Raw genomic sequence first — 21,652 nt, 5'->3', positions numbered from 1 at the left:
GGGTTAGTCGAGGAGGGTCCGGGCCGGTCGACCCGGCTCGCCCTTGACGATGGTGGCGGTGAGCTCGAGTGAGTCCGGCAGCGTGCCTTGCACCTGGGAGAGGACTTGCTCGACGACGTGGCGGGCCTCTTCGAGCGAGTGGCCGACCATCGACACCACGAACTTGAGCGGCCCGGTGCGGCCGGCGACGACGGGCGTGAGGCTCAGCATGAGCATCTCCGTCAGGTCGACGACGCGCTGGGCCGCCTTGCGCAGCGCGAGCATCTCGAGGATCGTCGGCCTCTCGCTCACCTGCCGGTTCGGGCCGCGCAGCTCGTACCGCGCGACCTGCACGTTCACCTCGGCCCACTCGGCGAAGAGCCCGTCCTCGTCGATGGCCTTCATGAGGTGCTCGCGCACGAGCAAGCCCGTGAGGCCATCGCGCTTCGCGAGGTACTGGCGCGCGCGCTTGTGCGAGGGCGACTCGGGGCCGAAGCTGACGAGCTTCAGGCGGCACTCGCCGACCTGGACCTCGCCGTTGTGCATGAAGGTGATCTGGCTCTTGCGCTCGAAGCCGAACTCCGCGTAGCTGCCGTTCGTGCTGCCGAGGTCCTCGATCGTCCACGAGCCCGACTGGCAACGGAGCAGCGCGTGCTGGCCGCTCACCGTGGCCTCGGGGATCACGAGGTCCTGATCGGCGCGACGGCCGAGCGTCATGATCGGTTTGTCGAGGGGCAGGATCTGCCCGACGATCTCCGGCGCGTTCGTCGCGTACGTGATGAGCAGCGACTGCGCGCCGGGCGTGAACGCGGCGGTCTGGGCGCGGCCCGGCGGAGGCCCGGGTTCGAGCCGCTCGCGCGGGAGCTGGATCGGGCTCGTCGTGAGCTGCGTCGGGTTGAAGAACCGGAGGTGACGCGCCTGGGGGCGCATCGTCGGGTCTTCGTTCATGCCGCGGAAGATCTGCTTGACCTCGTCGGTCGCCAGGCCCGCGGGCACGTCGAACATGATCTGCTGGCGCATGGGCCGCGCGCGCGGCTTGTAGCCCGGCTCGGGGACGCGGCAGGTCCACATCTCCCAGAGCGTGAGCACCATGGCGTAGACGTCGTCGTCGACGCTGGCGCCGCCGTTCCGCAGGCGCTCGGGCGACATGTAGTTGGGCGTGCCGCCGTCCGGAGGCGCCCCAGGGCGACGCGCCGAGGCGCGGGCGCGCTCCTGCGCGAAGCCGAAGTCGAGGATGACGGTGCGGCCTTCGCTCACCATCACGTTGCCCGGCTTGAGATCGCCGTGCACGAGGCCCTGCGCGTGGATCGCCGCGAGGCCGCTGCACACCTCCGCCGCGATCTTCCGGAACTCGTCAGCGGTGTAGCCGCCTTGAGCTTTCTTCTTCCGGATGTGCGTGTGGAGGGTTTGTCCGGCGATCTTCTCCATCACGAGGATGGGCCCCCAGAGGCTCGGGGCGAGATCGAAGACCTTGCACACGTTGGGATGGGCGACCGATCGCGCGAGCAAGAGCTCTTGCCGCAGCGCCTCGTCGTCGCCAGGCATGCGCGATTCCTCGCGCACGACCTTCAGCGCGACCTCTTGCTGCGTCGAACGGTCGAATGCGAGGAAGACCTCGCCCATGCCACCCTTGCCGAGGCTTAGTCGGATTTCATAGCGGTCGTTGATGACCGTTCCGGGAGTGATCGGGGGGGGAGGAGTTCTGTTGGTCACGACGAGAAGAGGGTCAGCCGCCTCGTTGCCCAGTGGGTCGGGACGGTGCTGGTTTCCCACAAGCGTCGTCCATCTCGGGCGAGAGCGCAACGAGTCCTTTTCAAGAACGAGTACCTTCCCCGCGCGAACAAGCGTTTTCCGCGGTTTCGGGGTCGGTCCGGGCCCATCTCGTGGTCCGGGTGGCCCGTGGCCCCTCTCGTACGTACCCCCCTCCCCTGTCCATTGTGGCCCCCCCGTGGCCGCCTCCCCACGCCCGAAAGGCCATCGAGTGAGCGAGCGCTCCGGTCGATGAACCTCTTCTTGACTGCACGCTCGTTCATCGCCTACGCCGCCCCGTGCGGACCCCGGGATGCAAGTTCAGGGGCCCGCCGATCTCGAGCAGTGGGCGCGCGCGTGCGCCGAGCGAAGGCTCATCGAACGCGCGCGCCGGACAACAGGGAAGCCGGTGATCATGCCGGCGCGGCCCCCGCCACTGTAGCCGGGGACGAAGGCGGAAGAACCACTGCGCGAAGAGCGCCTCGCTGGTGCGAGCCAGGGAGGCGCGAACGCGTGGGAAGGTCCGCCCGAGGACGATCCGGGAGCCAGGAAACCTGCTGCGTCGAGGCCCGATCGCGGTCTCCGGGGTGGAGCATGCGGCGGGGGGGCCCTCGCGTCCGTGTCTCTCCGTCCATGCCCACGCCGGCGCCGCTCTTCGGCGGGATCGTTCGATCCCGCCCACGAGACCCGAGGGCGCGGGTGTGTCGCCCATACGGAGACGAACATGAACGACGAATCGAAACGCCGACTGAGCACGCGGCTCGCGCTCGCCCTCGCGCTCGGCGCGAGCTTGATGTTGGTCGCGTGCAGCGACGACGGGAACGGCAGCGGCGGCAACGGCGGCAGCGGTGGGAGCGGCGGCGCGGGTGGGAATGGCGGCGCGGGTGGTGGGGGTGGCAGCGCGTGCCTCGACCCTTCGACGTACGCAGATCTTTTCACCGTGAAGGACGCAGGGTTCTGCGTCGTCGGGCTCTACGAATCCGACGCGGTCGTCGGCGCGCCCTCGACGTGGGGGCGCCACGGCGGCCCGGTCGCGGTGAGCCCCGCGCCCGCGCCCGGCTCCGTGACGATCGAGCGCCTCACGCCGCCCGCCGGTGCGACAGGCAAGCTCACCCTCACGACGAACGACGTCGACACGAAGAACCCAGCGATGACGTTCCTTGGAGCTCAAGCGATCGATCTGCCCTTCTTCGACTGGACGGTCATCTCGTACACGGCCTCCGATCTCACGGGCGAGATCGTCCTGCTCGACGGCACGCTCGTCGCGGCGCGTTACCCGGTAAACGGGTTCTACGCGGGCGTCGGCGTGGGCGACGGGACGCTCGGGCGGCTGCTCTACACGGGGATCTCGGCCGTGAACGACGCTGCGACGAAGACGAACGCGCTCTACGCGGCCGACGCCTGCGGCACGGCAGCGTCGATGCCCCGGCTCGTGCCCGACGGCGACATGACGTGCAGCGCGCCGCTGCCGGTCGACACGTTCGGCGTCGCGTCCGGCCCCATCGCCGCGGATCACGCGGGCAACGTCTTCGTGATCATGTCGGAGGCGAACGGCGATCAAGATGCGCGCGGGTACGCGGCGGAGAAGGTCGCGCGGGGCACGGGGCCCACGGCCGGCGCGTCGCTCTTCAAGCTGCCGGGGTACGCGGGCAGCCTCGCCGCGATCGCGCCCGGCGCGGATGACGCCGGCGTGCTCGCGTTCCAGCCCGTCGACGGAACGACCTTCGACGCGCTCGACGTCGTCGCGCAGCGCTACCGCGTGGAGAACGGGGCCGTCGTCGCCGAGGGCACGCCCGGCGTCTTCCTCTCGGCGGCCACGCCCGGCGCGTCGCTCCCCTTCTTCACGGACGACCAGGATCGGCTCTGGGTAGCCGGGCAACGTGGCATGGACACGGTCCTCGCAGTCGTGGCCCGCGTTCCCTGATCTCCTGCGGATCCCGCGCAAGTGGTAGCCCGGGAGACCATGCGGCCGAACGCCGGCCGGATGGTCTCTCGGCATCCGCACGTCGGGGGATGTATCTCCGTGACAGGGCGTGATAATCGAGGCAGGACGGGGTGCCCCCATGGGAGGCGTCATGAACTTCCTCGAGCCCGACAGCGATCGCGTCGTCCGCGTGAGCATCGACGCCTTCCTCGAGGGAAGGCTACGCCCGGACGTGGCCGGTGATCGTGTCTTCGAGACGAAGAACAGCCGATATCGCCTGGTCGCGGGCAAGCTCGTGGCCGCGACGTCGTCCCAGCTCGTCGGCTCGGAGCTCGTCGGGTGGCTCGTCGACGAGGAGTCCGACAAGGCGCGTGTCCTGCCGCGATGGTCGGCCGGCGCGCGCGCGGTCCTGCTCGTCAAGCGCCTCGGCCGGCACATCGTGGTCACGTCTGCGACGCTCATGATGGAGGTCGACGGTGTGCTCGTGGAGGGCTCGGACACGCGCCCGCTGGCCTCGGGCAAGGTGAGCACGCCTGCGATGCTCGCCGTGACTCCGCCTTCCGTGCAGGTTCCGGTGATCCCCAAGGCTGCGCCCATGCCGCGCGGGGTCGGGATGGAAATCACCCTCCCCGACGCCGTCGTGGCGGACGCGCCGCCCTCGGCGCCGCGGGCGCCCATCAACCCCTCGACGCCGCCGCCGGGCCCGGGCCCTGCTTCGGGGCAGGTCGTTCCCTCGACCCCCACGCCCCCCGGACGAACCTCGCTCGGCTGACCCCCCTCGCCCTCCTCACCGGGGCAGGTGGTCAGCAGAATTGACACAAGAGCGCGCGACCGGCAGACTTTGTGCGCACCCGAGCGTGCCTTTGGGGGCCGCCGCTCGCCGAGGATCCAAACCCGATGGCCCAGGTTCCACATATGGGCGCGTCCCGACAAGACCAGCAGGCGGAGGGCGTCGATGACCCGAAGGGGGCCGCGCCGGATCCCCTCATCGGGATGACCATCGGCGGTCGCTTCAAGATCGTCGGCGTCATCGCCCGCGGCGGCATGGGCAAGGTGTACCGGGCCGAGCAAGCGCCGCTCGGACGCATCTGCGCCTTGAAGGTCCTCTCCCCGAAGTACGAGGGCGACCGCGATCCGGAGTTCCACAAGCGCTTCTTCCTCGAAGCGTCGATCGCCGCGAAGCTCACGCACCCGAACACCGTCACCGTGTTCGATTACGGGCAGAGCGACGACATCTATTACATCGCGATGGAGTTCGTCGACGGCAAGACGCTCCACCGCGTGCTGCGCGAGGAAGGCCCGTTCGCCGAGGGCCGCACCTGCCACATCGCCCGGCAGATCTGCCGCTCGCTGCGCGAGGCGCACCAGATCGGCGTCGTGCACCGGGATCTCAAGCCGGGCAACGTGCTCCTGGCGCAACACGGCGACGAACGGGACAACGTCAAGGTCCTCGACTTCGGCCTCGTCAAGGACGTGACCGGCGAGGCGGAGGACCTCACGCAGCAAGGCCTGTTCATGGGCTCGCCGAAGTACATGGCGCCCGAGCAGATCGTGGGCGCGGAGGTCTCGGCGCGCACCGACATCTACTCGCTCGGCGTGATGCTCTACGAGATGCTCTGCAGCAAGGTGCCCTTCGACAAGGGCCCCGGCGTCGGCACGCTGATGGCGCACGTGAACGACCTGCCGCCGCCGATGATCCACTACAACCCGAACCTCGTGATCTCCGAGGAGATGGAGGCGATCGTCCTCCGCTGTCTCGAGAAAGATCCGCAGCGCCGCTTCGCGAGCATGGACGAGCTGCTCTCTGCGCTGAAGCGTTGTGGCGGCGGCGCCGAGGAGATGATGACGGGGCCGTACCAGCCCTACGCGCATACCGGCGCGTTCCGCGCGCGGAACCTCGACAGCCTCCCGCCCGGCGACACGACCGGCCTCTCGGGCCCGATGCGCCGCCCCTCGGGTCCGCCTGGGGACAGCGGCCCTTCGACGTCGCTCTCGTCGCTCTCGCTCTCCGGCGCGCGCCCTGCGGCGCTCGGCTTCAGCAGCCCGAGCACGCTCCCCGATCCGCTCGCGGCCTCGCAGCCGATGTCCCTGCCCGACCCCGACACGCTCGCCGGCCAGAGCGGCAAGCGGCGCTTCATGTTGATCACGGGCGTGCTCGTGCTCGGCTTCGTGGGCATCATCATCACGCTCACGCAGACGCGCGGCTCCGGCGAGACGACGGCGGGGAGCGCCTCGCCCGCGACGACGCCGCCGCCCACGCCCACGCAGGCCGCGCCGCAGACGCCCGCGCGTCCCGGCGATCGCGTGGTGCACATCGAGAGTGATCCTTCCGGCGCGAGCGTCATGGAGGGCAACGAGACGCTCTGCGGGGGCACGCCCTGCGACGTGACGTTCCGCGGCGCCGGCGCCGCCGCCGACGTCGTGCACAGCCTCACGCTGTCGAAGAAGGGCTACCAGTCGAAGACCATCAAGGTCACGGTCGTCGAGGAGAAGGTGAAGGTCACGCTCGACGCCGCCGCGGGCACCGTGCGCACCGCGCCCGCCACGACGAAGACCGGCGGGAACAAGGATCCGAACTACAAGCCGGACCCTTACAAAGGCAATCCTTACTGACGCGCGTGCTCCGCCGAAATGGCGATCAGGGCGGGTGAATGCTCGTGTAGAGTGCGGTTTGCCCCCGAGGAACCGCCATGTCGTCCGAGCCCTCATCCGCCCACCGTGACGCGCCCTCTGCCTCCAAGGAACCACGACGCTCGCGCCGCTCGCGCGCGCTCGTCGCGCTCGCCCTCGCCTGCGCCACGGCCCTCGCCGCGGGCCCTGCGATGGCCGACGCGCGCACCGAGGCGCGACGGCACTTCCGCGCGGGCATGGAGCTCATCAGCAAGGGCAACTACCCCGAGGGCATCAAGGAGCTCGAGCGCGCGCAGGAAATCCTCCCGCACCCGAACGTCCTCTTCAACATCGCGCGCGCGCACGCCGAGGCCGGCAACCTCGAACAGGCCATCAACGCGTACAAGCAGTACGTCGCGTCCGATCCGCCCGACCGCGCCGAGTCCGCGCAGGTCCTGAAGCAGCTCGAAGAGAAGCTCGCCCTGCAGCGCGCCGAGCAGACCAAGACCACCGAGCCGGCGAAGACCAACGAGGGCGACACCAAACCCGGCGACGCCAAACCCGGGGAAGACAAGCCCGGCGATACGAAACCCGGCGACACCAAGCCCGGCGATACGAAGCCCGGCGACACCAAGCCCGGCGATACCCCTGGCGATACGAAGCCCGGCGACACCAAGCCCGGCGACGCGCAGGCGCAGGCCGACGTGAACAAGCTCGTCGGCAAGGCGCGCGACGAGGACGTCTACCGCGAGACCGTCATCACGGCCTCGCGCGGCGCCCAGAGCCCGCTCGACTCGCCGAACTCCACGACCATCATCACGCGGCAGGACATCCGCCTCTCGGGCATCACGCGCATCCCCGAGCTCTTGCGTCGTGTGCCCGGCATGGACGTCATGCAAATCACGGGCGGCGACACGAACGTCTCGATGCGCGGCTTCAACAGCCGCCTCGCGAACAAGCTGCTCGTGCTCATCAACGGGCAGCGGCCCGCGTACCTCGACATCCTCGGCTCGACGTTCTGGGAGACGCTCTCGATCGACGTCGACCAGATCGAGCGCATCGAGGTCGTGCGGGGCCCTGGCTCCGCGCTCTACGGCGCCAACGCGTTCGCCGGCGTCGTCAACATCATCACCATCGCGCCGGGCGAGGGCCGCACGGGCTTCCGCGTCGGCTACGGCGACACCGGCCAGGGCTACGGCTCGGCGTGGGCCACGGGGCGCGACGGCGACCTCGGCTACCGCGCGTCGGTCGGCTACACGCGTTACCCGCGGTGGACGCGCGAGGTGCAGAACGGCCGCGAGGACATCCAGGTCTTCGACCCGAACCAGAACCTCGGCGCGGAGAACCTGCGCGTCGACATCCGCCTCGCGCAGCGCTTCAAGAACAACCGCGAGCTGCAGGTCGGCGGCGGCTTCGCGCGCAGCGACCTCGACGTCTACGGCATCGGCCCGTTCAACGACTACCGCGCCCGCTTCGACAACGCCGACATCACGGCGCTCTTCAAGACCGAAAACTTTTCCGCGCGCGTCTTTTACGCGCGGGTCGCCGCGCAGACGTCGTCGAACCACGACTACTACGGCCACACGCTCTTCCCGAGCCAGGCGAACCAGAACGTCGTCGACGCTGAGCTCAACTTCTTCAAGGACGTCACGTGGCCGAAGTCCGTCGAGCACAGCCTCCGCGGCGGCGCTGCGTACCGCATGAAGTCGATCACCTGGACGTACCTCCAGGACGAGACGCCGATCGAGAACTGGGGCTCGCTCTTCCTCCAGGACACGCTGCGCTTCGGCAAGTCCGTGCAGCTCGTCGTCTCCGGCCGCGCCGACTACGTGCCCTACCTCCAGACCGTGAAGGTCTCGCCGCGCGGCTCGGTCATCATCAAGCCGACCGACCTCCAGTCGATCCGCGTGAGCGGCTCGACCGCCTTCCGCAACACGACCTTCCTCGAGTCGTACCTCGACCTGCCGATCCAGCTCCAGCTCCCGGGCGCCGAGCTCATCTCGGCGTCGCAGCGCTACGAAGACACGGCCTTCCGCCTCCGGCCCGAGAGCATCATCACGGCCGAGGCGAGCTACCTGAACCAGATGAGCGATCGCTTCGAGTTCGAAGCGACCGCCTACTACAACCGCGTCACGGACCTGATCGCGCTCGCCGGCGAGCGGCCGCTCACGCTGGCGAACCGTGCCGACGGGCTCGGCGGGCTCAACCCGGAGACGGGGCGGTACACGGTCGGCTTCGGCGGCTGGCTCAACCGCTGCGACATCCAGAACGTCTTCGGCGGCGAGGTCGGCACGCGCGTCTACCCGATCGAGGGCCTCGACCTCTTCGCGAACTACGCGCTGAACGTCTCGTCGCAGGAGCTGCCGGACGGCTGCTCGGCGCCGACGGATCAGCGCACGAGCCGGCACAAGATCAACGCCGGCGTCCAGCTCCGCACGAAGCCCGGCATCGACGGCGAGATCACCTTCCACTACCAGTCGGCGCAGACCTGGGCCGAGCAGGTCGCCACGCTCTCGGGCATCCAGGTCCAGACCTTCGACATCCCCGGCTACGCGCTCCTGAACGGTCGCATCGGGTGGCGTTTCCCGATCGCCAGCACGACCGGCGAGGTCTCGCTCGTCGTCTACAACGCGCTCTCGGGCCTCACCGACGAAGCGCCGCAGATGCACCCCTTCGGCAACCGCGTCGGGCGCCGGGTCATGGGCTTCTTCCAGCACACGCTGTAGAGGTTTTGCGTGGACATCCAGTTCGTCGGCGCGGCGCAGACCGTCACCGGATCGATGCACGTCGTCCGCACGGAGCACGCCACCGTGCTGCTCGACTGCGGCCTGTTCCAGGGGCGGCGGCGCGAGTCGTTCGAGTACAACCGCCGCCTGCGCGTGCCCGCGCGCGAGGTCTCGGCCGTGGTCCTCTCCCACGCGCACATCGATCACTCGGGCGCGCTGCCCATGCTCGCGAAAAACGGCTTCGACGGCCTCGTGTACGCGACGCCGGCCACGCGGGATCTCGCGGCGCTCATGCTCCGCGACGCGGCGGCGATCCAGCAGGCCGACGCGCGGTACCTGAACAAGCAATCCGTGCGCGAGGGCCGTGAGGACGAGCTCGTCGAACCGATCTACGGCGAGGAGGACGTGCTCGACGCGATCTCGCGGTTCGTCTCGGTCCCCTACCACCGCTCGATCCCCATCGCCGACGGCGTGCGCCTGACCTTCTTCGACGCCGGGCACGTGCTCGGCAGCGCGATCACGGTGCTCGACCTCGAAGAGCGCGGGAAGAAACGGCGCCTCGTCTTCACCGGGGATCTTGGCCGCGCTGGGCGGCCCATCCTGCGTGATCCCGAGGTCCCCGAGGGCGCCGACGTCCTCATCACGGAGAGCACCTACGGCGATCGCCTGCACGACGGCGTCGACAAGATGGAGGACGACCTCGCGCGTGTCGTCACGCGCACCGTGGCGCGCGGCGGCAAGGTCTTCATCCCCTCGTTCGCACTCGAGCGCGCGCAGGAGGTGATCTTCGCGCTGAAGAAGCTCCGCAAGGCCGGGCAGATCCCGCGTGTCCCGGTCTATGTCGACTCGCCGCTCACGGTCCGCATCACGGACGTCTTCAAGCTCCACCCCGAGTGTTACGACGCCGAGGCACGCGCGCTGCTCCGCGGCACCGACACGCCCTTCGACTTCGAGGACCTCGAGTACGTCGAGGACAAGGAGCGCAGCAAGCAGCTCGGCGGCGAAGGCAGCGCGATCATCATCTCGGCGAGTGGCATGTGCGAGGCCGGCCGGATCCTCCATCACCTGAAGAACGGCGTGGAGGATCCGCGGAACACCGTGCTCATCGTGGGCTACCAGGCGCAACACACGCTCGGCCGCAGGCTCGTGGAGCGACGCGCGCGCGTCCGCATCTTCGGCGTCGAGCGCGAGCGCCGTGCCGACGTCGTGGTCCTGAACGGCTTCAGCGCGCACGCCGATCAGCGGGATCTCGTCGCCTACGCGGATGCTTGCCGCGCGCGGGGCCCGGCCGGGACGATTGCCCTCGTGCACGGCGAGCCCCAGCCGCAACGCGTGCTCGCGGACAAGATGCGCGAGCGGGGGCACGGCTCGATCGTGATCCCGGCGCCGAACGACAAGCTCGAGATCGCCTGACGTTCAGCCTTTCACGGCGGAGATGATCGCCGCGGTGAGCGGCGCGTCCTCGCCGTCGAGCAACGTGCGCACGTCGAAGAGGATGCGGCCCTCCTGCACGCGCGGCAGGACCGGCGGCTCCCCCACGCGGAGACGCTCCGCGATCGTCGCGAGCTCTCCGCCCGCCGCTTCGAGCGCCACACCAAACGAGGGCAGCGGCTCCTCGGCGCACGCGCCTCCCCCCACGGCGCCGCCGAGCTCCACGACGGACGACGTCACGCCCTCACGCGCGAGCTCTCCCTGGATCCGCTCGGCCCGCGCGCGCACGGCGGAGAGCGGCGCGCGCAGCGCGGCCATCGTGGGGATCACGTCGAGGTCGCCTTCGAGGTACGCGGCGAGCGTCGCTTCGAGCGCGACGAGCGGGAGGCGACCGAGGCGCAGGGCTCGCGCCAGCGGATCTTTCCGGCATGCCGCCACGAGATCGGCGCGCCCCACGATCGCCCCGCCCTGCGGCCCGCCGAGCACTTTGTCGGTGCTGAAACAAACCACATCGGACCCCGCCTCGACCGAGCTCCGCACGCTCGGCTCGCCCGAAAGCCCGAGCGACTCCAGATCCACGATCGCGCCGCCGCCAAGATCCTCCAGCAAGAGCACCTTCCGCTCGCGCGCGAGGGCCGCGAGCGCGCGATGCTCCGGCCGCTCGACAAAGCCCACCTGCCGGAAGTTTCCTTGGTGCACGCGCAGGATCGCCGCAGCGTCGGGCGCCGCGTCGAGCGCGCGCGCGTAGTCCGCGATCCGCGTCTTGTTCGTCGTGCCCACCTCGACGAGCCGCGCGCCCGATCGCGCCATCACCTCGGGCACCCGGAACCCTCCGCCGATCTCCACGAGCTCGCCCCGCGACACCACCACGGACCGGCCTGCGGCGAGCGCGCCGAGCATCAAGAGCACGGCCGCGGCGTTGTTGTTCACGACGAGCGATGCCTCCGCGCCCGAGAGCTCGCACAGCGCATCCTCGGCGAACGCGCCGCGACGCCCGCGCCGGCCCGTCGCGAGATCGATCTCGATCGACGTGTACCCCGCCGCCGAGCGCGCGAGCGCCTCGGCCACACGCGCGCCGAGCGGGGCACGGCCGAGGTTCGTGTGCAGCACGACGCCCGTCGCGTTGATCACCCGCCGCGCGCGCGTCCCGAGCGTTCGCTCTGCGTGCGCGGAGACGCGCAGCGCCACCTCCTCCACGGAGGGACACGGCGCGCCGCCGCGCACGGCGTCGCGTGCTTCGTCGAGGGCTCGCCGCACGAGGCGCGTCAACACGGCGACGCCGAGCCTCTGCTTCGCCTGTGTGAGGGACGGATTCGCGAGGACACGGTCCACCCGTGGGATGCCCCGCAGATCCGCGCCCCCTGTCCCTCGCGTTTCCTCCTCGCCCATCGGCTGCTACATCTACCCGCTCTCCACTCCTTCTCCCGTACTTTTTGCGCACACACACTTACGCGGCCTCGCCGAACTGCGCCGCGCGGGGCCGATGAGGAGACGATGCGAACGTACCGCCCCTCGTGGCGCGGCGGCTTGCTCGCCGCGCTGGCCCTCGCGAGCGCCCTCGCGCCCCACGCCGCGTCCGCCGCGTGGCCCCCGTCGCCCGACGCGAACATGGCCGATCCCGCGAACTGGCCGAACGATCCGGGCTACGCGTACGCCGAGGATCGCGACGGGCAGTGGAACTACTACTCGTTCTTGCCGCCCGCCGCGCCGGGCGTCGTCCGCCGCGCGGACGAGGTCGCCTCCGGCATGAGCATCGACCTCGCGTGGCGCATCTCCATCGGTGATCCGCGCGTCGTCATCGCCGTGACCGACAGCGGCATCTTCTGGGAGAAGCCCGATCTCCTCGACAAGGCGTACCTGAACCGCCGCGAACTGCTCACGCACAAGCCCTTCCAGGCGGGCGGCGCCCCCTGCGGCGGCGCCGGGGATCTCGCCGGCTTCGACTGCAACGACGACGGCGTCTTCTCGGTCTCGGACTACGCGACCTCGATGCCGCTGCCTGCGTCCGATCGCAACGCCAACGGCGTGCTCGACGCCGGCGATCTGATCCTCGCCTTCTCCGATGGCATCGATGACGACGGCAACGGCTACATCGACGACATCTCGGGCTGGGACTTCATGAAGAACGACAACGACCCGTACGACGACACGCGCTACGGGCACGGCACGGGCGAGGCCGAAGATTCGTCGTCCCAGGCCGACAACGGCATCGGCCTCGCGGGCGCCTGCCCGCGCTGCATGTTCCTCCCGCTCCGCGTCGGCGACAGCTTCATCGGCGACGTGCAGGCCTTCGGCGAGTCCGTCGTGTACGCGACCGACAGCGGCGCGAAGGTCGTGCAGTGCGCGCTCGGCACCCTGAACATGACGCGCTTCGCGCAGGCCGCGCTCGACTACGCGTACGAGAACAAAGTCCTCGTCGTGACCTCGATGGCCGACGAGAACTCGCGCCACCACAACATGCCGGCCGCGAGCAACCACACGCTGCCCGTGCACGCGATCCAGTACGACGGCGCGAGCGCCCGTGCCTCGCGGAGCTTCCTCGACTTCCACCCCTGCTCGAACTACGGCGGCCAGAACTTGCTCTCGGCCTCGGGCACCTCGTGCTCCAGCGAGGCCACGGGTCAGCTCAGCGGCATCGCGGGCCTGCTCTATTCCGCGGCGCTCAAGTACAACACCGTGCCGCAGCTCTCGCCGGGTGAGGCGCAGTCGATCTTCTTCTTCACGGCCGACGACATCGACGTGCCCGCGTCCCGCGAGCCCGGATCGATCTACCGCTTCTCGCAGCCCGGCTTCGATCAACGCTTCGGCTACGGACGCGTCCACGCGAGCCGCGCGCTCGAGGCCATCCGTGAGGGCCGCATCCCGCCCTCGGTCGACATCGTCTCGCCGCGCTGGTTCGAGGTCCTCTACAAGGATCGCGTCGACGGCCCGATCCAGATCCGCGGCACCATCTCCGCGCCGCGGGCGAACGCCTACGACTACGTCGTCGAGTGGGCGAGCGGCGTGCAGCCGCTCGAAGAGGACTTTCAGAAGCACGTCCTCGATCGGCGCCTGAACCTCGATCCCACCTTCATCGCCGGCACGGCCGAGCCCCTCGCGCTCCTCGACGTGCGCAACGTCACGGTGAGCCACCCGCCCGACGTCGACAGCCCCTTCGGCGAGAACGACCACACCATCACCGTGCGCGTCCGCGCCGTCGCGCACTACGGCGGCGCCGTCGGCGACGTGAGCGGCGAGATGCGCCGCACCTACTACGTGCACAGCGATCCCGACCTCGCGCGCGGGTTTCCCGTGTGGCTCGGCGACAGCCTCGAAGCGAGCCCCAAGATGGCCGATCTCGACGGCGACGGCGTGCGCGAGCTCATCGTCCCCACGGGCGGCGGCGCGATCCACGTCCTCACGCTCACGAAGGCCGGCCCCGTCCCCTTCCCCGGCTTCCCCTTCGCGACGACCCCCATCGACGGCTTCACCTCCCCGTCCGAGAGCGAGACGCCGAGCCACATCACCGCGCCGGGCTACGCGTCGGGCAAGGTCGATCCGAACCTCGCGCGCGAAGGCTTCATGAACGCGCCCGCCATCGCCGACCTCGACGGCGATGGCACCGTCGAGATCGTCGCCACCACCTACGCCGGCACGATCTACGTCCTCGAACCCGACGGCTCCGTTCGCCCGGGTTTCCCCCGTCGCCTCCCGCGCATCCCCTCCTGCCCGCGTGGCCCCGACCTGCCTCCGCCCACGGGCCCTTGCATGGATGAGGACCAGCGCATCACGCGGGGCGCCTTCGCCTCGCCCGTGCTCGTCGATCTCGATCGCGATGGCCACCTCGACATCGTGCAGGCCGCGTTCGACGGCAAGGTCCACGTCTTCAACGCGGGCGGCGCTCCTCTCCCCGGCTTCCCCGTCGAGATCCGCATCGACCCCGAGAACAACCCCAAGGCGAAGAGCCGCATCCTCACGACGCCCGCGGTCGCCGACTTCAACGCCGACGGCGTGATGGACCTCGTCCTCGGCTCGAACGAGCGGCTCGGCACGAGTGGACAGTTCGGCGCGATCACCGTCGTCGATGGCCGCGGCACCAAGGCCCCCGGGGGCCCGATCCTCGCCGGCTGGCCCGTCTCGCTCAGCTCCTTCGAGCTCTTCCCGCTCGTCGCCGAGGGCATCCCGAACGCCCCGGCCGTCGCGCGCTTCGAAGGAAAGCTCGCCGCCATCGCGCACGGCAACGTGAGCCTGCCGTTCATCGTCCCCACCGAGCCCGGCGGCCAGAGCTCGCTCGGCGCGCCGCCCGCGAACGCCCTGCCCGTTCGCCCCGATCCCATGGATCCCACGAAGGAGCTGCGCGGCCTCGAACCCTCCAGCATCTTCGGCCCGCTCTCGCGCGCGACGCAGCCGAACACGATGCTCCCGCTCTTCTCGAGCCCCTCCGTCGGCGACCTCGATCAGGACGGCGTGCCCGACGTCGTCGCCTCGGGCGGCTCCCTCTCGCTCACGCAGGCGCTCCAGGGCGGCGGCACGGGCGCGGGCGAACACCTGCTCGCGGTCTGGAGCGGCAAGACCGGCGCCATGCTCCCCGGCTCGCCCTTCCTGCTCGAAGACTTCACCTTCTTCAACAACCACGCCATCGCCGACCTCGACGGCGACGACTACCCCGAGATCCTCACCGGCTCGGGCGGGTATTTCCTCCACGCCTACGACGGCTGCGGCCGCGAGCCCGCGGGTTTTCCCAAGTTCACGGGCCAGTGGATCGCCTCCACGGCCGCCGTCGGCGACCTCGACGGCGACGGCACCCTCGAGGTCGCCGTCGGCACGCGCAGCGGCTTTTTGCACGTCTGGCACACGCGCGGCCGGACCGACGGCGTCATCGCGTGGGAGAGCTACCACCACGACAACCGCAACACGGGCAGCCTCGACACCCGGCTCGATCAGGGCGTGCCCCTCAAGGCGAAGGCCCCGCTCACGGCCGACGTCTGCGAGGCAGATCGCCTCCCCCGGCCCCTCGAAGCGGCCGGCGGCTGCGATTGCCGGGCCGCCGGCCAGGGCCGCGGCGACGGGCGAGCGGCGGGCCTCGTCGCCGTGGGCCTCGCGCTCGTGCTGGCGAGGCGGCGACCTGCGCGCAGCTAGGCTACCTTCTCGGGGTGTCGCCTCCCGTTCGAATCTACCTCTCTCCCGGCATGTTCGGCTTCGCGCGGCTCGCGTCGTTCGAGTACTTCGAGCACCTCGTCGTCGCCCTCGAAGATCGCTTCCGCCAGCGCGGCCGTGTCGCCAAGGTCCTGGTCTGCGACGTCCACCCCACGGCCAGCGTCTGCCGCCGCGCGGCCAAGCTCGCGCACATGGTCGCCGCCACGGCCGGCGACGACGACGGCCCCATCCACGTGGTCGGCCACTCGACGGGCGGCCTCGACGCGCGCCTCGTCGCCTCGCCGACCGCGCGCTTGCCCGGCGTCGCCCGCAAGGAGCTCGCGTGGCTGCCGCGGCTCTCGTCGATCACGACGATGAACACGCCGCACTACGGCACGCCCCTCGCGGCCTTCTTCGCGACCGTCAGCGGCCAGCGCATGCTCTACGCGATCTCCGCGCTCACCGTGACCGCGCTCAAGCTCGGCGCGCCTCCGCTCGCCGCGACGTCCGCGCTCGTCGCTGCGTTCGGCCGTCTCTCGATCGGCAACTTCGAGCTCGAGATCATCAACCGCGCCGTCGACGCCGTGGCCAAGGTCCTCGACGAAGCGTCGAGCCGCGAGCTGCGCACCTGGCTCGATCTCCTGCGCGGCGATCAAGGCGCGATCGTGCAGCTCATGCCCGAGGCGATGGACCTCTTCCAGGCCGGCGTCGAGGATCGCCCCGGCGTGCGTTACCAGTGTGTCGCGACGTATGCGCCCTCGAACGCGGTGCGCGACTGGATCGCGGCCTTGCGCTCGCCGTGGAGCGCGATGAGCGCGACGATCTTCACGGCGCTCTACAACCTGACGAGCCGCCTCGACGAGCGGTACCCGTGCGCAGCAGCCGACGGCGCGGCCCAAGCGAAGCTCAAGGCGATGCTCGGCGAGGCCCTGCCGCCGACGGCGAATGACGGCGTCGTGCCCCTGACCTCGCAGATCTGGGGTGACCTCGTGTGGGTCGGCAAAGCGGACCACCTCGACATCGTCGGCCACTTCCCCGGCGCGGGCGGCCACACCGACTGGCTCGCGAGTGGCGCGCGGTTCCAGCGCGTGCGATTCGACGTCGTGATGGATCGGATCGTGTCCGGCATGATCGTGGGCGAAGAGCTGCGCGACGCGCGCAGCCCCGCGTCCGAGCGCGCGCCGAAGAGCGCACCGCCGAGCGTGCGCGGGGTGTCGTGACGAGCCAGCGGCGCTCGCTCGAGCTCTTGCAAGAAGCGCTCGTCGAGTGCCGCCGTTGTGATCGCCTGGTCGCGTGGCGAGAAGAGGTCGCGCGGGTCAAACGCCGCGCCTACCGGGACGAGACCTACTGGGGCCGCCCGATCCCCGGCTTCGGCGACCCCGACGCCACGCTGATCCTCATGGGCCTCGCGCCCGCCGCGCACGGCGGCAACCGCACGGGCCGCATGTTCACGGGGGATCGCTCGGGCGACTTCCTCTACGCCGCGCTGCACCGAGCGGGCGTCGCCTCCCAGCCGACGAGCGTACGCCGCGGCGACGGCCTCACGCTCACGGGCGCCTTCATCGTGGCCCCGTGCCGCTGCGCGCCGCCCGAGAACAAGCCCACGCCGGCGGAGCTCGCGGCCTGCCGCCCATGGCTCGAAGCCGAGCTCGCGCTGCTCGACCGAGCGCACACGTACCTCGCGCTCGGGAAGACCGGCTACGACGCGGTCCTCACGCTCGCGAAGAAGCACGGAGACGTCTCGGGCGCGCCTGCGTTCGCGCATGGAGCGCGCGGAGAGATCCCGGATCCGCGGGGCGGCGGGGGTCGGGCGTGGCTGTTCGGGAGCTACCACGTGAGCCAGCAGAACACGCAGACGGGCCGGCTCACGGCGGCGATGTTCGACGAGGTGTTGGGGGCTGCGCTGGAACGAGCGCGCCGGTAGGTCAGTTCTTCGGCGTGAGGAGCTGCGACAGCTCGCCGGACTGCTGCATCTCGGAGAGGATGTCGCTGCCGCCGACGAACTTCCCGTCGATGTACACCTGCGGGATCGTCGGCCAGTTCGAGAACTCCTTGATCCCTTGGCGGATGTCGGGGTCCTTCAGGACGTTCACGTCCACGAACTCGGCCCCGGCCGACTTGAGGATCTGCACGGCGCGCTGCGAGAACCCGCACTGCGGGAAGCTCTTTGTCCCCTTCATGAAGAGGACCACGCGGTTCTGATCGATGATCTCCTGGATCCGTTGACGCGCATCGCTCATGGCGGGGACAACGTAGCGTAAGGGGAGGAGCGGGGCGAGGAGGCGGGAGCGGGAGCGGGAGCGGGAGCGGGAGCGGGGGCGGGAGCGGGAGCGGGGGCGGGGGCGGGGGCGGGGGCGGGAGCGGGAGCGGGAGCGGGAGCGGGAGCGGGAGCGGGAGCGGGAGCGGGGCGAGGGAGCGGGAGCGGGAGCGGGAGCGGGAGCGGGAATCAGAGGGTCCCGCTCGGGGTCGGTGAGCTTACCGTCGTGCTCGGCCTCTTCAAGGCCATGCCGTGCTCGCCGTGCTCGCGCTTCGCGCTCCGCGCGGCTCCGCGCGGTGCTGCGCAGCCTTGAAGAGGCCTGCGCGCGACGGTGTGGGACGGGGGTCCCGGCGAAAGGGTCGTCGGAAGGAGGGTTTCATGGTGCTGAGGATTTACGAGGTCGTCCTGGCCATGGCGGGGGACGCGGCTGGTATTGCGGAGCAGATCGAACGGAGGGATTCGGATCTCGCTCGGCAATTGCGCAGGGCCATGCAGAGCGTCGCGCTCAATACGGCGGAAGGGGCCGGGAACACGGCGGGGCATAAACGGCAACGTTATCAGACGGCCCTGGGCTCGGCCCGAGAGGTGCTGGCCTGCATCCACGTCGCCCAGGCCATGAGGTACATCGGCACCGTCGATGCCCGGGTGCTCGATCGAATCGACCACGTCATCGCCACGCTGGGACGCCTCGTCTACCGCTACCGCCGCGCATCGTGAATCAAGGGCGGGCCGTCCACCCCCAGGACGGCCCGCCCGTTCGGCCTGGATCAGCGGGGCCATTACGAGCGCCATCGCCGCATTCTGCATGGATCGTAGGTTCTCCGGCGACGAACCAATCCACGCCTTTCGCGATTGCCTTTCCCCCCCACTTCATGAGACAAAAGCAAGCGACGCCAGCCGGTGCTGGTAACACCGACCGGCGTCTGACCTGCAAACCCCGCCGAAACCGGAGTCCACAAGCTGTGACCCATCTAGACGTCTGCCCTGAATCCGCCAAGAAACCTGTCCCCTTTCCCTCCCCGGAGGCGCTCTTCGCGCGGTTTTACCGCGAGTACCGCCCCTTCGTTCGTTCCGTCCTCCTCAAGCATGGCCGCGTGGAGCCGCGCGAGGTGGACGATCTCGTGCAGGAGGTCTTTCTCGTTGCCTGGCAACGGCGGGACGGCCTCGTGGGGGGCGAGCAAGCGCGGTCTTGGCTCTTCACGGTCGCGCTTTATCGCGCGGCGAACCATCGCAAGCTTGCGCGCAATCGCTGGGAAGCGCTCACGGGCGAGCTCCCCGAACCTCTGGTCCACCCGCGAACGACGCAGGCCTTCGACGCGGCCCGCCTGCTCTGGCGAGCCATCCAGAAGCTCAGCACAAAGCTCGCCGCCGTGCTTTGGGCCTACGAAATCGAAGGCCGCTCGATGCCGCAGATTGCCCGCGCGCTCCGGATCCGCCTGAAGACCGCCTACGCCCGCCTGCACCTCGCCCGGCTCCGCCTGGCGCTCTGCACCCCCCTCTGACGCCCCCGCTCCCGCCCCCGCTCCCGCCCCCGCCCCCGCCCCCGCTCCCGCTCCCGCTCCCGCCCCCGCTCCCGCCCCCGCTCCCGCTCCCGCCCCCGCTCCCGCTCCCGCTCCCGCTCCCGCTCCCGCTCCCGCTCCCGCTCCCGCTCCCTACGTCCGAATCCCCAGCAGAAGCAGCGCATCCGCCCAGAGCTGCCAGAGCGTGCGGCAGGGGTGCGTCGCGAGGAGAACGCCGCCGTTCGGGAGGCGGCGGACGTGGTAGGGGGCGTGGAGTTCGAGGAACCGCTGCTGCTTGTCGGTCATTGCGTCCACCTCGATGGTGGGCGAGCCTTGTTTATGCGCCTCGATGGCCTCGCGTGCGAGCGGCTCCACGGCACGCCACTCGTCATCGGGAACGGCTGCGGCGTCGAGGGCATCGAGCAGCACGCCGGGCGGTGTTTCCAGCACCTGAAGCACCTGCTCACGAGTCAGGTCCACGTCCCCCGGCAGGCGTTCACGGGGAACACGTCGAATGGCTCCTACATGGGTACCTCGCATGGCCACATCATGAGCCGCCACCACGTAATCGGCCCCCTCATGCTCGCGAACGCGCCGGAGTCGTGTCGCAACTCCGACAGTGGATCCGCGTGGTGCGCCTTCCACTCGCTTCATGAGTGTTTCCATAGATGAGCCCGCGATATATCCAACCCTGTCCCCGTCCCGGAGATAGATCCATGAGAGTGCGATATCCCGCGCAACGTTCCCATCGGCGTTGAAGGTTGCAGCCAATTCGATTGGAGCGCCCCATGAACCCGCGTCCGTGCCCGTGTGCCCACCAGTGGGTATGCGATTTCGATCGTCAGGTGCACAAAGGCGCACGAGGATATCCTCCATGTCCTCCTGAACCATGATCGAGAGCACGGCTGCGGCTACCTGCGTTGTCGTGGCGCCAAGGGTCGCGCCAACGTGGATGACGCCAGGATGCAGATAGGTGTAGCCGGACGCGGCGACGAGACAATCATGGGGAAAACGCCCACCTGACCAACCTGGGCCAAAGCATCGTAGCTGTATATTCGCTAGACCGCCGCGGGACGGTAGTCGATGAGGAATGTAGATGTTTGCCTCCGACGACGACGTGAACCGCGAATGTAGGACGGCGATCATCTCCTCCAACGAAACATCAGCCTGCTCGAATTCACCCCTGACCCCGGCGGTAGATATGCTCACACTGCCTTTCCCACCCGGTTCGATGAGCGCAGCCAGCGCCGCCACGAATGCATCAAGTCTGTCCGCATCACGTGTCCATGCGTAGAAGTACGGATCAACCGGATGGCTCATATTTCCACCACCTTGATGAAGACGTTCTTGAAGCCTTCTTTGATCTCGATGGTCTTGCCCGAGCTGAACTCGATCAGATAACCATCCTTGATCCCGTAGTCTCCAGCAAACTTCGCGCCCTTGGGAACGATGACCTCCAACCGCTCGACATCGGAGGCGAGGTTCATGTTGCGCAATGCCTTCATCCCGTTCCTCAACTGATTCACGGCGTTGTTCACATTGATGCCCGAGTTATTCGCCCCGATGTTTTCGAGCTGCTTCACCTCGCTCAGCGCCAGCTTGTTCCCCTTGGTCACCGTGACGAAATCTGGCGCCTTGGACAACCCGCCGCCTAGACCGCTTTCGATGTTGAGAGCATCCCGCACCACGTCGTCCCCCACCAGCAGCATCTGCCGCCCCTCCTGCTTCATCAAGTGGATCCCTGCTCTGCCCTCGAATTGGTTGGCGAGTTTCCCGATGGCTGCATTTAGCTGTTTGCCGTGCAGTCCCGTATACCATGGCCTCCGGCTCTTCTGCAACGCCTGGAGAAACTCGTCGGTGTAGCTGAGCACCCCCGCCGCGACAATCTTCGCCCCCGGCTTGACCCCGGCCGCCTTGATCCCCGCCCAAGCCTTCGTGATCTGCCCAAACCCGAACCCGACACCCGAAAAGACCCGCTCCTCCGTGGACAGATCCTTCCCCCCGGGCAAACACAAAAGCTTCCCCGTCACCGCCTCGCAGAGGTCGAGCGCCGGCCCGGCATACGGAACGAATCCGATCGCAATCCGCGACGACGCATGCACCAGCGTCTGCATCACCTCCGCATACGCCGCCGCCCCCTCCCCGACGAAGGACATCGCCCCCGCGAACGCCCGCACCGTCTCCATGAACGAGCCCTGCTCCGGCCCGAGCACGATCGCCTCCCACACATTGAGGGTATCACCTCGCCCACCCCCGTCCTGACGCCCCGTGTCCCTCGTGCCCAGGCTCCCCGCCGGAAGGAGCCTCAACATGTGTACGGAACAACAAGCGGCAGCCATTCGTGCGGAGGTCTCGCGTATCG

The 21,652-nt window shown here is 69.4% G+C and carries 15 protein-coding genes and 1 riboswitch; of the genes, 10 read left to right on the top strand and 5 right to left on the bottom strand.

Annotation, left to right across the window (positions count from 1 at the left end):
- Positions 1 to 3: 3 nt before the first annotated feature.
- Positions 4 to 1,692 (bottom strand): FHA domain-containing serine/threonine-protein kinase, encoded by a 1,689-nt coding sequence (locus tag E8A74_RS29980; RefSeq protein WP_136932524.1) that lies wholly within the window; start codon positions 1,690 to 1,692, stop codon positions 4 to 6.
- Positions 1,693 to 2,127: 435 nt separating this feature from the next.
- Positions 2,128 to 2,284: riboswitch (cobalamin riboswitch) on the top strand.
- A gap of 168 nt (positions 2,285 to 2,452) precedes the next feature.
- Between E8A74_RS29980 and E8A74_RS29975 the strand changes: the two genes are divergently transcribed.
- The 5 genes from E8A74_RS29975 (at position 2,453) to E8A74_RS29950 (ending at position 10,401) form a co-directional block, all read left to right on the top strand.
- The gene (locus tag E8A74_RS29975) at positions 2,453 to 3,652 is read left to right on the top strand and encodes a hypothetical protein (RefSeq protein WP_136932523.1); all 1,200 of its coding nucleotides are present in this window, start codon (positions 2,453 to 2,455) and stop codon (positions 3,650 to 3,652) included.
- Positions 3,653 to 3,803: 151 nt separating this feature from the next.
- A complete protein-coding gene (locus tag E8A74_RS29970; RefSeq protein WP_136932522.1) occupies positions 3,804 to 4,424 on the top strand; it encodes a hypothetical protein in 621 nt (206 codons plus the stop codon).
- A 143-nt stretch (positions 4,425 to 4,567) separates the two neighbouring features.
- Positions 4,568 to 6,265, top strand: a complete 1,698-nt coding sequence (locus tag E8A74_RS29965) for a serine/threonine protein kinase (RefSeq protein ID WP_136932521.1) — start codon at positions 4,568 to 4,570, stop codon at positions 6,263 to 6,265.
- Between the two features lie 77 nt (positions 6,266 to 6,342).
- Positions 6,343 to 8,988 (top strand): TonB-dependent receptor domain-containing protein, encoded by a 2,646-nt coding sequence (locus E8A74_RS29955; protein WP_211365475.1) that lies wholly within the window; start codon positions 6,343 to 6,345, stop codon positions 8,986 to 8,988.
- Positions 8,989 to 8,997: 9 nt separating this feature from the next.
- A complete protein-coding gene (locus E8A74_RS29950; RefSeq protein WP_136932518.1) occupies positions 8,998 to 10,401 on the top strand; it encodes an MBL fold metallo-hydrolase in 1,404 nt (467 codons plus the stop codon).
- 3 nt (positions 10,402 to 10,404) lie between these two features.
- Here E8A74_RS29950 and selA read toward each other — a convergent pair whose 3' ends face one another.
- Positions 10,405 to 11,808, bottom strand: a complete 1,404-nt coding sequence (gene selA / locus E8A74_RS29945; protein ID WP_136932517.1) for an L-seryl-tRNA(Sec) selenium transferase — start codon at positions 11,806 to 11,808, stop codon at positions 10,405 to 10,407.
- A gap of 105 nt (positions 11,809 to 11,913) precedes the next feature.
- Here selA and E8A74_RS29940 point away from each other — a divergent pair, with 105 nt between their 5' ends.
- Genes E8A74_RS29940 through E8A74_RS29930 form a run of 3 tightly spaced genes read left to right on the top strand, consistent with a single transcriptional unit; the run spans position 11,914 to position 17,458 of the window.
- A complete protein-coding gene (locus E8A74_RS29940) occupies positions 11,914 to 15,537 on the top strand; it encodes an FG-GAP-like repeat-containing protein (protein WP_136932516.1) in 3,624 nt (1,207 codons plus the stop codon).
- Positions 15,538 to 15,551: 14 nt separating this feature from the next.
- The gene (locus E8A74_RS29935) at positions 15,552 to 16,754 is read left to right on the top strand and encodes an esterase/lipase family protein (protein WP_211365474.1); all 1,203 of its coding nucleotides are present in this window, start codon (positions 15,552 to 15,554) and stop codon (positions 16,752 to 16,754) included.
- Positions 16,751 to 17,458 carry a uracil-DNA glycosylase gene (locus E8A74_RS29930; RefSeq protein ID WP_136932515.1) on the top strand — a complete coding sequence of 236 codons (708 nt, stop codon included), beginning with the start codon at positions 16,751 to 16,753 and terminating at the stop codon, positions 17,456 to 17,458. Before E8A74_RS29935 ends, E8A74_RS29930 begins: the two co-directional genes overlap by 4 nt.
- Position 17,459: 1 nt before the next feature.
- Here the strand turns inward: E8A74_RS29930 and grxD are convergent, their stop codons facing one another.
- Entirely contained in the window at positions 17,460 to 17,774 is a 315-nt protein-coding gene (gene grxD, locus E8A74_RS29925; protein ID WP_136932514.1) for a Grx4 family monothiol glutaredoxin, read from the bottom strand.
- A 395-nt stretch (positions 17,775 to 18,169) separates the two neighbouring features.
- On the opposite strand from grxD, the gene E8A74_RS29915 reads away from it, so the two are divergent.
- Together E8A74_RS29915 and E8A74_RS29910 are read left to right on the top strand one after the other, a co-directional pair.
- The gene (locus E8A74_RS29915; RefSeq protein ID WP_136932513.1) at positions 18,170 to 18,508 is read left to right on the top strand and encodes a four helix bundle protein; all 339 of its coding nucleotides are present in this window, start codon (positions 18,170 to 18,172) and stop codon (positions 18,506 to 18,508) included.
- Between the two features lie 245 nt (positions 18,509 to 18,753).
- Positions 18,754 to 19,293, top strand: a complete 540-nt coding sequence (locus E8A74_RS29910) for an RNA polymerase sigma factor (protein WP_170229477.1) — start codon at positions 18,754 to 18,756, stop codon at positions 19,291 to 19,293.
- A gap of 150 nt (positions 19,294 to 19,443) precedes the next feature.
- On the opposite strand, the gene E8A74_RS29900 is transcribed toward E8A74_RS29910, so the two are convergent.
- The gene (locus E8A74_RS29900; RefSeq protein WP_136932511.1) at positions 19,444 to 20,610 is read right to left on the bottom strand and encodes a hypothetical protein; all 1,167 of its coding nucleotides are present in this window, start codon (positions 20,608 to 20,610) and stop codon (positions 19,444 to 19,446) included.
- A complete protein-coding gene (locus tag E8A74_RS29895; protein ID WP_136932510.1) occupies positions 20,607 to 21,518 on the bottom strand; it encodes a hypothetical protein in 912 nt (303 codons plus the stop codon). Before E8A74_RS29895 ends, E8A74_RS29900 begins: the two co-directional genes overlap by 4 nt.
- Positions 21,519 to 21,652 lie beyond the last annotated feature (134 nt).

This window comes from Polyangium fumosum (genome assembly GCF_005144585.1).
Classification (GTDB): Bacteria; Myxococcota_A; Polyangia; order Polyangiales; family Polyangiaceae; genus Polyangium; species Polyangium fumosum.
This window is presented reverse-complemented; position numbering and strand designations above follow the sequence as displayed.